The organism is Corynebacterium sp. Marseille-P4321 (assembly GCF_903645305.1).
Classification (GTDB): domain Bacteria; phylum Actinomycetota; class Actinomycetes; order Mycobacteriales; family Mycobacteriaceae; genus Corynebacterium.
In genome coordinates, this window is the sequence record NZ_CAHJXO010000002.1 from 579,772 (window position 1) to 593,428 (window position 13,657).

Sequence of the window (13,657 nt, forward strand, 5' to 3'; positions counted from 1 at the left end):
CACGAACCGACAGTCGCCCCGCTCGGACTACCCTAAGTATTTGTGAAAATCTCCGTTGTCGGCGCTGGCATCATTGGTCTCTCAACTGCGCTCACCTTGGCGGACAAAGGCCATAGGGTCACCGTCCACGACCCGGCCCCGGCGTCGCAGGCCTCGCACTGGGCGGGCGGCATGCTCGCCCCGACGGCGGAGGTGGTGTATCGGCAGGACCCGTTGTTCCCGCTCATGCGCGCCGCTGGCGAGTGGTACCCGGAGCTCATTGCGCTCGCCCGCAAATACACGGACGAGCCGACAGGCTACCGCACCGACGGAACGCTTGTTGTCGCGCGCGACCAGGCCGACCGCACCCACCTCGCCGAGCTGCAGGCGTACCAGGCCACGCTCGGCATGGAAGTAGAAAAAGTCACGGTGCGTCAGGCGCGAAAACTCGAGCCAGCCCTCTCCCCCGCCGTCGCTGGCGCGGTGCGGATCGAAAGCGACCATCAGGTCCAGCCGCGGCTGTTTACGCGTGCGCTTATCGACGCCTGCCGGGCCGCCGACGTGCACTTCGTCGCGGAACACATCAGGGACTTGGGCACCGTGGACGCGGATCAGGTGCTCGTCGCAGCTGGACTCGGGGCGAAGGAACTGGTGAACGGCCTCAACCTGCGCCCGGTCTACGGCGATATCCTTAACGTTCGAGTGCCGGAGCACCAATACCCGCTGCTCAGCCACGTGGTGCGTGGGTTCGTGGAGGACCGCCCCGTCTACCTCATCCCGCGCGAAGACCACACGTTGACCATCGGCGCCACCACCCGCGAGGATGGCCGCGCCAAACCGCAGGTCCAGGGCGTGCACCAACTGCTGCGCGACGCCATCGAGTTGGTACCGGCGCTCGAAGAGTGCGACCTGGTCGAAGTTGGCGCCGGCGCTCGCCCGGGCACGCCCGACGACCTGCCGTATCTCGGCCGCGTCGACGAACGCACGGTTGTCTCCACAGGATATTTTCGTCACGGGATTCTGTTGGCGGCGTTGGGGGCGAGGTGTGGGGCGGAGCTCGTCGATAAGCAAAAGCCCTCGATAGACTTAACAGCCTGCAACCCAAGGAGGCACCAATGAACATCACGATCAACGGCAAGGCCGCATCGACACAGGCCGAAACCGTCGAGGAACTCGTGCGCGAAACAGGCGCGCCCGAGGCAGGCACAGCGGTAGCGGTCAACGGCGACGTTGTGCCGCGCTCGCAGTGGGGCACAAAGCTTGACGACGGCTGCGTGGTAGACATCCTCACCGCAGTCCAAGGAGGGTAAACGTGCTGGAGATTGCAGGCAAGCAGTTCGCGTCGCACCTGATCATGGGCACGGGCGGCGCCACCAGCATGGACATGCTCGAACGCGCTCTTGTGGCCTCCGGCACGGAGCTGACCACAGTGGCCATGCGGCGTTATGCCACGCAGACCCAGGCAGGAGGCGAGTCCGTCTTTGACCTACTAAAACGCCTCAACATCGTGCCTCTGCCAAACACTGCTGGCTGCCGCACCGCGCGCGACGCAGTGATTACAGCGAAGCTGGCGCGCGAGGCGCTCGGCACCGATTGGGTGAAACTCGAAGTCATCGCGGACGACCACACGCTTCTGCCCGACGTGGTGGAAACCGTCGACGCCTGCGAGATGCTCGTGGACGAAGGCTTTACCGTGCTTGCGTACACATCCGATGACCCGGTTGCGGCGAAGCGTTTGGAAGACCTCGGCGCGGCCGCCGTGATGCCGCTCGGCTCCCCCATCGGCACCGGCCTGGGCATCCTCAATCCGCACAACATCGAGCTCATCTGCTCGCGCTCGCAAGTGCCGGTGCTTATCGACGCTGGCGTGGGCACCGCCTCCGACGCCGCCCTCGCAATGGAACTCGGCTGCTCCGGCGTGCTTTTGGCCAGCGCCGTGAACCGCTGCCAGGACCCGGAGGCGATGGCGCAGGCCATGAAGCACGCGGTGGAGGCGGGCCGTCTTGCGAAGGCTGCCGGGCGCATTCCGAAGCGCGAGCACGCCGTGGCCTCCTCCACCTTCGAAGGCCTGGCAGACTGGGAAGACGCAGTGCTGTAGTTACTCGCGGCCCTCGAGCGCCTCGGAAACTCGCTTCAGGTAGGTGTTGCGCTTCTCAGCGGCTTCCGGGGTGTAGCCCTTGCCGTAGGCTTCCTCGACCATAGCGGCCGCACGCTTGGCGTCCTCGCCGCCGTAGTCGTAGGCCTTCAGGTCGTCGATCTTCTCAAACGAGGGCTTCAGAAAGTCGAGAGTGAAGCTAATGCCCTTCGGGGTGGTCTGGTTCACAGCCTCGAGCGGGCCCACCACGGACCAGCGGATACCGAGGGAGTTCTTCATCGCCTTGTCAATGTCCTCCGGCGACGCGATGCCCTCGTTGAGCAGGTACATCGCCTCATCCAAGATGCGCTTTTGGAAGCGGTTGGCAATGTAGCCCTCGATCTCCTTGTTCAGGGTCACGGCGGCCTTGCCAATCTTTTCGTAGAACTCCCGCGTCGTGGTCAAGGTTTCTTTCGAGGTGCGCTCGCCAGGCACCAGCTCAACCAGCGGCAGAAGGTGCGGCGGGTTGAAGGGGGGGGCGATGAGGACCTTGGCGGCCTGCGCGTCATCGAGCACCGAGGCGATGTCGCTGGGCAGCAGCGCCGAGGACGATGACGCGTAGATGATCTCCGGGTTTGCGCCGTAGACGGTCTTCGCCATCTCCTGCTTGAAGTCCAGTTTCTCCGGGCCGTTTTCCTGCACCAGGAACGCATCCGCAACGGCTTCCTCGACGGAGTCTGCCTTCTGAATCTGCGGCGAGCCCTCAGCCAGTCCGGCGTTCGTCTTGGCGATGAGCTCGTCGATGTCGTCGCGCACATCGGTGACCTTCACCGTGTATCCGTTCTCCGCGAAAAGCTTGGCGAAGGATTCGCCGATGGTGCCGTACCCAATGACTGCAATCGTGTTCGTATCCATGCCAACAATTGTTCCACCGCCGCCGATGCGTCGCAGCGCCCCTGGTAGAACGGTATACATGCTCACCAAGCAGGAACTTCAACGCACCGCCCGGCAGATGACACTCATTGGGACAGAGGCGCAGGAGCAGCTCCACCGCGCCCGTGTGTTGGTCATCGGTGCCGGCGGCTTGGGTTGCCCCGTGATGCAGACGCTCGCCGCGACCGGGGTGGGGTACATCGAGGTCTGGGACGACGATACCGTGGCGCTGTCCAACATCCACCGCCAGATCCTGTTCGGCGCGGACGATGTGGGCCGCAAGAAGGTCGAGGTCGCCTCGGAACAGCTCAGGCAGCTCCAGCCCGACATCGAGGTCAAGGCGGTCGATGCGCGCCTGACGCAAGACAATATTGTCGGCGCGCTTGCGGGTATCGACGTGCTCATAGACGGCTCCGACACCTTCGCCACAAAGTTCCTCGCCGCAGACGCCGCCGAGATCACCGGCACGCCGCTGGTGTGGGGCTCGGTGCTGCGCTTCCGCGGCGATGTCGCCACTTGGTGGACAGGCCCCGGCGCGCCGGACGACGGGGTGGGTCTGCGCGATCTCTACCCCTCCCAGCCGGATCCGGATTCGGTGCCGGATTGCGCCACCGCCGGCGTACTCGGTGTGACCACCAGCGTTGTCGGCGGGCTGATGTCCACCGAGGTCGTGCGTTTTCTCACCGGCCGCGCCGACGTCGGCAGACTACACATGTACGACGCGATGACCGCCTCCATCCGCCACTTCAACGTCGCACGCGATCCGGGCCGCGCGCTCACCACGCAGTTCGCCACCTACTCCGAGGCGTGCTCGCTGGAGGGACAATCGCTTATCGACGAGCTCCGCTCCGGCACCGCCCAAGCCCTCGACATCCGCGAACCCCACGAACGCGCAATCTGCGACCTGCCCTACCCGTCCGTCCACCTGCCACTGTCGCAACTGGACCGCGTCACCGAAGTGTTCGCCGAACTCGGCCCCGGGGATGTGGTGGTGTATTGCGCGGGCGGGGTGCGCTCGCGGGGGTTCGTCGATAAGCATGCAGCCCTTGCGCAACAATCCGGCATCACTTTGCGCTCTCTGCCTGGCGGGGCGAATCGCTGGGGTATAACGAAAGCATGAAATATACACCTGTCGTTGTTTCCGTGGCGTTTGCCGCTACGCTCGCGGCCCCGGCGGCTAACGCCCAGGTTGCGCAGTCCACGCTCACAGTGTCCAACTCGGCTGGAAACGTGCGCTGCGAGATCACCACGTTCAGCAACGGAGTGACAGAGACCCTGTGCGTGAGCGACACCGCGCGGCAAACCCAGTCCGAATGTAACCCAGCCGGGCAGCTCATTCCCGCGGTGGCCATCCAGGAAAAGTTCGTGGGCCGAAAGTGTTGGAACCAAGGCCTTTCCTACCAGCCCCAAAAGATGAGCCCCCTGCAGGTGCGCTCACACGGCTCCGCATACGTGCTCCAGGGCTTCTCCGGCAACCTGTACGTGTTCGACACCGCGCGGCTCGCACTGGTACGCGCAGGTTCCGCCAACACCGTCCTGTTCGACTTGTAAGTAAGGTTTCAACCGTGAAAAAGCTTCTTGCCACCATCACCGCCGCTGCCGCCCTGGTGGCAGGCACCGGCACCGCCACCGCTTGGTCAACCCCGTGGAACCCGGGCGGTGTCGAATGGCCAGCCGCCTACCGCCAGCTGCCCAAGCAAGCCCCCTACGCCACTTTCTCCAACGTGCAGAACACGGCCCGGTGCGGCGTGTACAACATCAATGGCCAAGACTTCGTGCAGTGCATCTCTCTGGTCGACCGGATGCCGGGCCACCAGTGCAACGCGAAGTACGGCGAGGCCAACGCGATGAACTCTGTGACCTGGGACGCATGGAACTGTCTGCCGAAGAACACCTTCGCCGGTGCCGCCCCGATGGGCAACCTGCAGATGCGTCGCTACGGCTCCCAGGTGGTGTTCACCGACCACAGGGGCAACTTCTACATCGGCGACCGGGGCTTAAACCGCATGATGCGCGTCGGCGAAATCAACGACATGTTTATCCAAGACCGCAAGGTCACCGGCTTTAACTCGCCAATCCGCGGATCCTCTATCCCGCGCGGTTCTTCGCTCTAGTTTTCGAGATTCGCCTCCCGGTTTCGTAGGGACGTGGTACATTGCGTCCTCGTTCCAGCACAACCGAATAAAGGAGGCGCCCTTGGGCGAAGTGTTGCGGGCAGCATTCGAATGCATTGAAGTCCCGTCGCTCACCGAACGAGAACTGAAAATTTTGACAAAGATCGCGCAACGCGCTGATGATCGGACCGGCCCGGACCTCGGCCCCGACGGCGCAGTGCGAGAGTGCACCATCGGGTACGTGGACAACGCACTCGGCTCGGAGCAGACAACGATCGGCGGACTGCAAGCGGACTCCATCCGGCTCCACATGCCGGTCTTCTACGCCACCGGATGGGTGCGGGCGATCGACAACCCGGCTCTGGACGGAGCCCACCAACTGAATATCGCGCGGTTGACGCGGATGCTCGACGCGCAGTTGCAAGACGCCGGTTCCGCGGAGGCAGACAGCGAACAGCCCGGGGACTTCGAAGCAGCAGTGCCCAGCGACCTCACCGAGCTGGTGGACACCCTTTTAATCAAACACAGCACCTAAGATTGAAACGACCGGGGCGGGAGCAATCCCGCCCTTTTTCTTCGCTCGGAATGCGGACCCATAGAAGCTGAATTACACTTCAAGCATCCTTCAACACTTTTCGCATTTCCCGAGGTAAAACTATGCAACGCAAACTCACCGCAGCTGCACTTGGCGCTGTTGTCATCTTCGCTGCTGCCACGGCTACCACCACCGAGGCGGCCCCGACGGGCACCGATTCTGAGCCTTACCAGTGGTTCGTGCCGGCCAAAATCACCGGCGAGACTGCCTCCAAGGCGTTCAACGAGCTGCCGGAGAACGAAGTTTGCCTGTTCAACGCCCCGACCTCCAAGAAAGATAAGAACCTCGATCCTGAGGGCTTCGTGAAGCTCCGTCCTGGCGAGCAGTGGTACAACGAGTTCGTGAAGAACTCTCCGTACCCGAAGTACGCGAAGGAGGCAGGTCTTCAGTTCACTTACAACAACCCTAACTTCCTCGAGAACGCATATACGCTCGTAAGCGCGTTTGGTATGAACTCATTCACTCCGACCGCTATAGCTCTACCGAAGTTCTACGACCCGACAAATCCCGACAAACTTTACGAAGCTGACTACAGCGAATGGTGGGATGGCGAGAACCCGCTGAGGGATAGTTTTAAGGGTGATCAGATCATTGAAGATCTGAACTCCGGAATTCAAGAAGCGAACAGCACGATCCGGGCAGGCGAAGATAATATGCGCCTCGGCGACGACTTCATGGCGACGATGGGCCAGCTCCACATCAGTAGTGGCACATACGCCAAGCTCGTGTACGAAGACTACCTGCAGTCCCTGAACGACTGCATTGCGTCGCTGGAGAATGGCGAAACTGCCAGCGCGTCTGAGGATGGCGACAACGAGAGCCAAGAAACACCAACCGCCACCAACACTGAGACGACTGGTGCCGAAACCGAGGCCATCGAGGACAAGGTTGCCGAGGACGACAAGGTCGAACCGGTAAACACCACCGACACCGACGACACTGACAATGAGGGCAGCTCCGAGACCGGCAAGATTATCGGCATCGTCGCGGGTGTGATCGCAGCAATCGCAGCACTCGTTGGCGCGGCTTCGTTCTTCGCACCGCAACTGGGGATCACGTTGCCGTTCTAACGCGTCCCCTGGATGAGTCGCCACTCATCAAATCAGCCTGGTGGTTTCACGGTCACCAGGTTTTTCATTTTGTCGAGCCCCGGCAGCCCACCACCGCGATCCTGTAAAAAGGGCGCATGCGATTTCTAGCCCTTTCCACCAGCGCCCACCGTTACGAAAGCTCCGGTCTCCGCACCGGCATGTGGCTCGGCGAGTACACCCACTTCTACGACGTGCTCACCGAAGCCGGCCACAGCGTCGACCTCGCGAGCGTGCGCGGCGGCGTCATCCCGCTCGACCCGGTGAGCCTCCAGCCGCCGGTGCTCCAGCTCGGCGGCACCAACAAGCGTTACGAGGACCCGGAGTTCATGGCCGCGCTCGACGACTCCCCGGCGATCGCCGACGTTGACCTCGATGCCTACGACGGCATCTACCTCATCGGCGGGCACGGCACCCTCTTCGACTTCGACGCCCCGGAAGTTAACTCCGCAGTCGCCCACTTCGCGGACGCCGGCAAGATTGTGTCCGCCGTGTGCCACGGCCCTGCGGGTTTGCTCGGGGTGCGGCTCGCATCGGGGCAATTGCTTCTCGACGGCAAACGTGCCACCGGCTACTCCTTCTCCGAAGAAAAACTCGCACGCCGCGCCGACGAGGTCCCCTACTCCCTAGAAGAAAAGCTGGCTGAGGAATCCGCGGAGTACGACAAGGCCCGCATTCCTATGACCAAGCACGTGGTTGTGGACGGCAAGTTGGTCACCGGCCAGAACCCGATGAGCGCGACGGGTGTGGGTGAAGCCGTACTCGAGCTCGCGGACCAGAAATAGCGAAGATGGGGCGCCTCCAACCGGAGACGCCCCATCTTGCATCACATTTGGTAGCGGGGGCAGGATTCGAACCTACGACCTCTGGGTTATCGGATCACATTCGTGCCTATCAGGGGTTATCGGTAGATAACCTCGCATTTCATGGACTTAAACGATCATTGGGAATCATTCAGAATCATTCAGAATCATGCCCCCCAGTGCACCGTCTAGTGCACCACCCGCAAGCGCCGACTGCATGGCCGAAACGTCGGTGAGGTCCGTGTAGTTTCGAGCGTTCATTGCTTCGGTGTGACCGAAGAAGGCGCTGCGGATCTCAGCGGGAACTCCGCGAGCGATCGCGCGGTTATTGAGTACCGTGCGCCAGGCGTGAGATCTCATGGCTGCAACAGTCTCGTCTTCAAGCCGGGAGCCGATATCCCGGTAGAGCGCCGCGCACGCTTTGACGGCATTATCCGTCCGCCAGTGCGAGTGCACATCCCCCGGCGCCGGGATAAGCGGATCACCGGGACCAATTGTTTCGATTCGCTCTCGCCAGAACTCTTCGCACCGAGGGTCCAGCATTGGCGCCGTGCGCCCCCGGTGCGTTTTGGACTGTTCCGCCTGCACCGCTACCGCAAGTGAGTCCTGCGTGACAATTGCGTCCTCACGGGTAAGGGCGAGCGCTTCGCTAATACGCAGACCCGTACCAGCTTGGAGAATCGCTAGTGCCACCGTAACTTCGTGCTTCTTGATCGACGTGTGCCGCCTGTCTGTTCCCGGTGGGATCGGCCCCGAGGTATCGCGCTCTACAAGGTGATCAACCACTGCGTCGTACTGTGCATCTGTGAGCGCGTGAGACTGTGCGGGCTTGCTCCCCTTGCGCGTATCGCCAAGGTCAATGGATATACCCCTCAGCGGGTTGTGGTCGATAATGCCCTCGCGAATCAGCTGGTCAAGGACGTACTTACTTAACACTGTGCGTGCCTGTCGCGCAGACTCAGCACCGTGGTCACGGCCAATGTCCTGCAGCGCCTTTTCAAGAGTCCTAAACCGCACGGCATCGCCGATCGTTAGGCCATCTAGCTGCCGGCGCAGCTGCGATAGCGCCAGTTCATAGCGTTTCTTTGTGTTAGGCCTTAGGCGCGCTGCTTTCACGGCCGGTTCGCTCACTTCATCAATGAAGGCTGTAATACGTTTTGCCTTCGTCCAGCTACTCGTGGACGTGTTGAGATACTCGTCGATCAATTCTTTGGCCTTAGCCCGAAATTCGCCCTTCGTTGCCGCGCGAACATGTAATCGTTTGGGGCGCCCTTCCCAGTTCTTGACAGTGAAGAATGCGTCAAACGGTCCTCGCGTGAGTGTGTCAAGGACGCGCTCAACAGAATTTTCTCCCGGTTGAAGGGGTGCGCGTGATGCTTGCTGTTTCTTCGCCATGCACAAAACTATAGCACCACTTTTGTATAGGTTCGAATATTGGTAAACTGTTGGTCATGAACACGCCACGACCTGCCTGCTGGGATTCCTCCGAACTAATGCAGCGCCGCCTCAGTGATGGGGCAACACCTCAGGAAGAGTGCGAGGCTGAGCGAGCCGCCCTCGCGCGTGAACTCAAGACGATCAACGCCCGCCTTAAGGAGCTGAGTGCTGACATCAGGGCGTCGCATGGTGATAGCGCGCTCGCTTCTGCCAAACGCGAACTCACGGCGTTAAAGAAGGGGCTGTCCGACCGGCTACGCGAGCTTGAATACGGCGAGTTGCCCGCGCCCGGCCTTCAACCCGGAGCAGCCCCGTCGGCCTACGCCGGCACTCACTGGGGCACATCGTCGGCGACTGATCTCCCCTTTGACGATCGGTTTCCACCCCTGTTCAAATGGTCCTGAATGATCTAAAATGATCTTCAGCCTTCCGGGTATCGCCAGCGAGGTTCCGTCCTCGAAGTAAGTGGGTTAACGATTTAGAACCGGACATGAAGAATAGCTCCTAAGCGCGAACTGCGCAGGCTGGGGCTGTTTTTCCACGTCTGGAGAACCCACTGTGAATATCCATGAAGATATTCCCCGCCTGTCCGTAAAGCCCTCAACCGCCGCTGAAATGCTCGGGCTGTCGCGCGGCACTCTCGCTAATTGGCGAGCGGAAGGTCGCGGCCCCCGCTACGTCAAACTCGGCAAGGACGTCCTCTATCGCGTCAGTGATATTGAGTCTTGGCTCGACGCACAGCCCACGATCGGTGGTGCTGCGTAGTCATGCTGAAAATGAAAAACCCCGCTGCGGCAACAGCGGAGCTACATAAGGACAACTTCGTTGTCAAGCCTACGCGAAATGACGTTGAGCCACAATCGATAAATTCGCAACTAAAACAACCGCGCGCCAGATTTCGGCTCGGCAAAAAACTTTTCTCAGAACTACCGTTGTTTTGTCGTTCTTCAAACTTCTTTTCGAAGGTTCGGCGATCAAAAAACATCTCTGAGCTGCGAACGCGCGCGCGGGACCTTGGGCTTGTGTCCCGCGCCCTCGCAACTGTCGATTTTGTCGATTTTGCCGCAACAGTGCAGGTAGGGCGCTCAGCGAAGAAAACAACAGAAACTGTCGTTTTTGGCGGATTCCGTTGCTGCGAAGGGGGTGCAGCGTGCGAAATTTCCCAAAAAGTGTCGTAACTCACACGAAGCTAGCGCTGCCACCGGGCAAATCAGCAGAGTCCGCAGAGTTCGCAAAATTGCACGAAAATCTGCAGCTGCTTGGACGTGTAGGAACCGACGACTGCCCGTACAAGGAAGGCGGAAAACTCGCCTACGCAGAGAAATTGCAAGGCCGTTGCTTCACCATCATGCAGTACACGCATTACAACGGCGTAGAGATCTTCTCGTTAGAGCAGGTACAGCGCGCCTGCGCCAAAAAGGGCATGACGCTCTGGGCCTACATCGTGCACGACGCTGACACCTGTTCGGAAGAAGACATTGCTAACGGCCATGCACCAGAAGGCGCGCAGGTCGGTGATCTGAAGCCCGCTCATGTTCACATCGTTGTTCTCCGTAAATCCCAGGCAACGTTAGCGAGCATTGCCCGCGCTTTTGGTGTGCCGCCTCAGAATGTCGATGTTAAGTCGGTTAAGGCGTACCCCTATCTCTGCGAATACCTCACACATGAACACCCTGACCAAGAGGACAAGGGTAAGCACCTCTACGACCGCGACGAAGTCGCATCGAATGACCCGGATATTTGGGCCAAGGTCGACAAGCTCAAAGACCGTCGCAAGCAGCAGGTGGCCAGCCTGACCGATCTGTTCGTGGCTGTTTCGAACGGTGAGATGACCCCGGACGACGTCCGCCGCGACTATCGGGAAATCTACGTGCAGCCGAAGGTCTTGACGCAACTCAAGAAATTGCGTGCAGACTATCTGCGGCATCGGCCGCTACCGTCGCGCGTCGTCAATGTGCTTATCACTGGCAAGGGTGGTTCAGGTAAGGACCTAATCGCTTTCGCGATTGCCCATGCGCTTGAGATATTGGCGTTCAAGACGAAATCGGACGGCGTCGTTTTTGAAGGTTACGACGGTCAGCGGTGCGTGATTTGGGGTGACATTCGCCCAGTGTCACTCATTCACGCCTTGGGGCACCCCGGTGCGGTGTATAACGCCCTCTCGCCTTATCCGCAGGAAGAAGATCGCGTAGAAGTCAACATCAAATACGCCAGCGCACCGCTCGCCCCGGAGCTGAACATCCTCACTTGCGAAAACGAACCTGATGATTTTCTTTCCGCCCTTGCAGGTGAGTTTGTAAACAGCCAGGGGCGCAAGCACAAGGCGGAAGGCAAAGAGCAGGCGTATCGCCGTTTTCCGATCGTTCTCGTCGTAGAAAAGGGACGATTCACGGTACTCCTGAACAAGGGGTATCTCGAAGGCACCCGCGATTACTTCGAGTACATCACGCTCGGTACATTCTTCCAGGACTTGGAAGGGCTGCTCCGCCGAGCGAAGAACATCGCAGACCCGGACGAGCGTGCCACGACGATCAAGCAGATCGAAGCGCAGACCGTCGCGCCGGTTGTGGAAATCATCAAGCAAATTCTCGACGGCGATCCGAACGCGCCGACGGAGGATGCAGAGACGCTACTTGCTGATTTCGCTCATGTAGGTAAGCCGGTCGCCGCGCAGACCACGCGGATTAACCCGCCGCCGATGGACTTCACCAACGCAGGTTCAAAGGAGAGCGAGTATTTTTCGCCGACGGATTTTCTTTGCACGGCAATTTGCGCGAACCCCGCCGCGCCGCCTCGCGCGTGGCTGCTCGACGGCACGGAGAACACCCAGCAACATCGTATTTTGCAGGTGCAGAATCTCGATGGCACGTATACGAACTACTCCGCGTCGCTGGCCTACAGCATTATCGGCCACACAACGCGTACTACAGGCGCGCTAGACGCGTCTCCGGCCTCGGTACATACGGCGGTATCAAATGACGTACTCGTCACCGGAGAACCAGCCGATTCGCGACAATTATGTGTCACCAGCAACGGCAGAATCTACATCTGGCGCAGGGCCGGCACCGACGACGACAAAGACCGCAAGAATCTCGAAGTACGGGTATCTGCCAACGATCGCGTCATTCTCCGCATCGTCAGCGAAAGCACCGATGCGTACCCGGCGGGCGAGCCGCAACGTTTGCAGCGCTACAGCGCCGTACTTGCTAACAGCGCCGTACGGGTCAGTCTCGAACAGAACGTAATCAACGCCGATCAAGCAGTAGAAGTCATCAACCGGGGTACTTGGGCCACCGGCGCAGTAACCGACGACGAACTGCAACGCATCATCGCCGCGATCAGCGCAGGCGGTGATGTGTCATGAGTCGTTTCGAGCGCCAACGCGCGCCCCCTGGTGCAACACGCGCGCCTGCGCGCGTGTTGCCCATCACGTCAATATCAGAAATTGAAAGGACTCAACCCCCTCATGTCTGTCAAGACAAACCAGATCGAAAAAGCCGCAGCCCGTATGCGGAAGATTCAAGAAGAGAAGCGCCGCGCAGCGGAGCAAGAGCGCGAACAAAAAGCGGAGATGAACCGTCTCTGCGGCGAAGCGTTTCGCGATGCTGCCACCGGCGGCAAAAAGTACGGCGACTTTCTGAATAAGACAGTCGTGGAACTTGCCGCGCATCTTGGCATTATCGACCCGCTCGATGAAGCCGAAGATGACGGCCCGGACGACGACGGTGCGTATGCGCCGGAGGCCGATTACGGCGGCGCGACAGCGACGACGTACTAGCCGGGGTCAAGGGGGCGGCCAGCCCCTTGCAAGCTCCCCCAGTGCCGCGGAGCGGTGCTGAAGGGGATGCTTGCCACTTACTTGCCACGCCGTCTTTGACGATTACCAGTGCCCGACGACAACGAAGTTTCGGCGGGACGGTAATCGCTCAACGCGTGCGGGGTAAGTAAGTCACGGCTAGATCGCGCCAGCGGTGTAGCCGCCTCGCCGCGTAGCGGCAATACGAAGAGTTACAAAGTGAAAGCAGATGAAATCATGACTGGACAGAATCTAGACGCATTGCGACTAACGTGTCGCTTCGATGCAGAACGCGCCGATTACTTACGTGCATTGGCCGACAGAATGGAATTGCCGACGGCGGAAGTTGTGCGCCTAGCGCTCGACTCGTTGACAGGGCGCGTGCCGCCGTCAGTGTTTGAAGAGTTACGAGAACTGCCGCCGGAGACGCGTCAGGAACTCGCGTGGCTTACACAAGAAGTCAACCGCATCGGAACGAATGTGAATCAGCTCGTGCGTGCCGCGAACGCGCTCACGGCTGAACTGCTGATTGACGGCTACGACCCCGATCCTTTCGAAATTGAGATAGCACTCGCGTGTGTGAACGACGAATTGCGCTTACTCGAAAAGCGGGTGAGTGACACATGTCGGTAGTGAAAATTCATCGAACGAAAAGTGTCGGCGCTGCGACTGTGTACGCGGTGTACGGCACGTACGAGAACATGCGCAACGACGATGTGCGCGCGGCGGCGTACTCGGTCGTCAGCGCGACACCGAACGCTACGCCGATGCAATTCGTCAGAGATACTGTTACTGAGAGGGTGTCAGGAAGTTTGTGTGTGAGGCTCTGATCTGAAGG

General features: G+C 60.2%; 17 protein-coding genes. 15 read left to right on the forward strand and 2 right to left on the reverse strand.

Annotated features, from left to right (window positions below):
• Positions 1 to 42 precede the first annotated feature (42 nt).
• The 3 genes from thiO to HWX32_RS08105 are packed head-to-tail and all read left to right on the forward strand — an operon-like array spanning position 43 to position 2,077.
• Positions 43 to 1,098, forward strand: a complete 1,056-nt coding sequence (thiO, locus tag HWX32_RS08095) for a glycine oxidase ThiO (protein WP_175935454.1) — start codon at positions 43 to 45, stop codon at positions 1,096 to 1,098.
• Positions 1,095 to 1,289, forward strand: coding sequence for a sulfur carrier protein ThiS (thiS, locus tag HWX32_RS08100; protein ID WP_075469426.1), 195 nt, complete (start codon positions 1,095 to 1,097; stop codon positions 1,287 to 1,289). Before thiO ends, thiS begins: the two co-directional genes overlap by 4 nt.
• A gap of 2 nt (positions 1,290 to 1,291) precedes the next feature.
• The gene (locus HWX32_RS08105; RefSeq protein ID WP_175935455.1) at positions 1,292 to 2,077 is read left to right on the forward strand and encodes a thiazole synthase; all 786 of its coding nucleotides are present in this window, start codon (positions 1,292 to 1,294) and stop codon (positions 2,075 to 2,077) included.
• On the opposite strand, the gene HWX32_RS08110 is transcribed toward HWX32_RS08105, so the two are convergent.
• Positions 2,078 to 2,968, reverse strand: a complete 891-nt coding sequence (locus HWX32_RS08110; protein ID WP_175935456.1) for a 3-hydroxyacyl-CoA dehydrogenase NAD-binding domain-containing protein — start codon at positions 2,966 to 2,968, stop codon at positions 2,078 to 2,080. It abuts the gene before it with no gap.
• Positions 2,969 to 3,026: 58 nt separating this feature from the next.
• On the opposite strand from HWX32_RS08110, the gene HWX32_RS08115 reads away from it, so the two are divergent.
• From HWX32_RS08115 to HWX32_RS08140, 6 genes are all read left to right on the forward strand, one after another.
• A complete protein-coding gene (locus HWX32_RS08115; RefSeq protein ID WP_254868342.1) occupies positions 3,027 to 4,106 on the forward strand; it encodes a ThiF family adenylyltransferase in 1,080 nt (359 codons plus the stop codon).
• A complete protein-coding gene (locus HWX32_RS08120) occupies positions 4,103 to 4,537 on the forward strand; it encodes a hypothetical protein (protein ID WP_131820175.1) in 435 nt (144 codons plus the stop codon). The genes HWX32_RS08115 and HWX32_RS08120 overlap by 4 nt, the downstream gene beginning before the upstream one ends.
• A 14-nt stretch (positions 4,538 to 4,551) precedes the next feature.
• On the forward strand, positions 4,552 to 5,100 hold the full coding sequence (locus HWX32_RS08125; protein WP_175935457.1) for a hypothetical protein: 549 nt from the start codon (positions 4,552 to 4,554) through the stop codon (positions 5,098 to 5,100).
• An 82-nt stretch (positions 5,101 to 5,182) separates the two neighbouring features.
• A complete protein-coding gene (locus tag HWX32_RS08130) occupies positions 5,183 to 5,635 on the forward strand; it encodes a hypothetical protein (RefSeq protein ID WP_075469432.1) in 453 nt (150 codons plus the stop codon).
• A 122-nt stretch (positions 5,636 to 5,757) separates the two neighbouring features.
• Entirely contained in the window at positions 5,758 to 6,765 is a 1,008-nt protein-coding gene (locus HWX32_RS08135; RefSeq protein WP_175935458.1) for a hypothetical protein, read from the forward strand.
• A 116-nt stretch (positions 6,766 to 6,881) separates the two neighbouring features.
• The gene (locus tag HWX32_RS08140; protein WP_175935459.1) at positions 6,882 to 7,568 is read left to right on the forward strand and encodes a type 1 glutamine amidotransferase domain-containing protein; all 687 of its coding nucleotides are present in this window, start codon (positions 6,882 to 6,884) and stop codon (positions 7,566 to 7,568) included.
• A gap of 165 nt (positions 7,569 to 7,733) precedes the next feature.
• Here HWX32_RS08140 and HWX32_RS08145 read toward each other — a convergent pair whose 3' ends face one another.
• Entirely contained in the window at positions 7,734 to 8,981 is a 1,248-nt protein-coding gene (locus HWX32_RS08145; protein WP_254868343.1) for a site-specific integrase, read from the reverse strand.
• A 56-nt stretch (positions 8,982 to 9,037) separates the two neighbouring features.
• Here HWX32_RS08145 and HWX32_RS08150 point away from each other — a divergent pair, with 56 nt between their 5' ends.
• From HWX32_RS08150 to mobC, 6 genes are all read left to right on the forward strand, one after another.
• The gene (locus HWX32_RS08150; RefSeq protein WP_175935460.1) at positions 9,038 to 9,427 is read left to right on the forward strand and encodes a hypothetical protein; all 390 of its coding nucleotides are present in this window, start codon (positions 9,038 to 9,040) and stop codon (positions 9,425 to 9,427) included.
• Positions 9,428 to 9,581: 154 nt separating this feature from the next.
• Positions 9,582 to 9,788, forward strand: coding sequence for an AlpA family transcriptional regulator (locus tag HWX32_RS08155; protein ID WP_242648341.1), 207 nt, complete (start codon positions 9,582 to 9,584; stop codon positions 9,786 to 9,788).
• A 2-nt stretch (positions 9,789 to 9,790) separates the two neighbouring features.
• A complete protein-coding gene (locus HWX32_RS08160) occupies positions 9,791 to 10,201 on the forward strand; it encodes a hypothetical protein (RefSeq protein ID WP_131820177.1) in 411 nt (136 codons plus the stop codon).
• Positions 10,174 to 12,387 (forward strand): Rep family protein, encoded by a 2,214-nt coding sequence (locus HWX32_RS08165; RefSeq protein ID WP_131820178.1) that lies wholly within the window; start codon positions 10,174 to 10,176, stop codon positions 12,385 to 12,387. Before HWX32_RS08160 ends, HWX32_RS08165 begins: the two co-directional genes overlap by 28 nt.
• Positions 12,388 to 12,489: 102 nt before the next feature.
• A complete protein-coding gene (locus HWX32_RS08170; protein ID WP_075469437.1) occupies positions 12,490 to 12,801 on the forward strand; it encodes a hypothetical protein in 312 nt (103 codons plus the stop codon).
• Between the two features lie 237 nt (positions 12,802 to 13,038).
• Positions 13,039 to 13,452: a plasmid mobilization relaxosome protein MobC gene (mobC, locus tag HWX32_RS08175; RefSeq protein WP_131820180.1), complete on the forward strand. Its 414-nt coding sequence runs from the start codon at positions 13,039 to 13,041 to the stop codon at positions 13,450 to 13,452.
• The last annotated feature ends 205 nt before the right edge of the window (positions 13,453 to 13,657 follow it).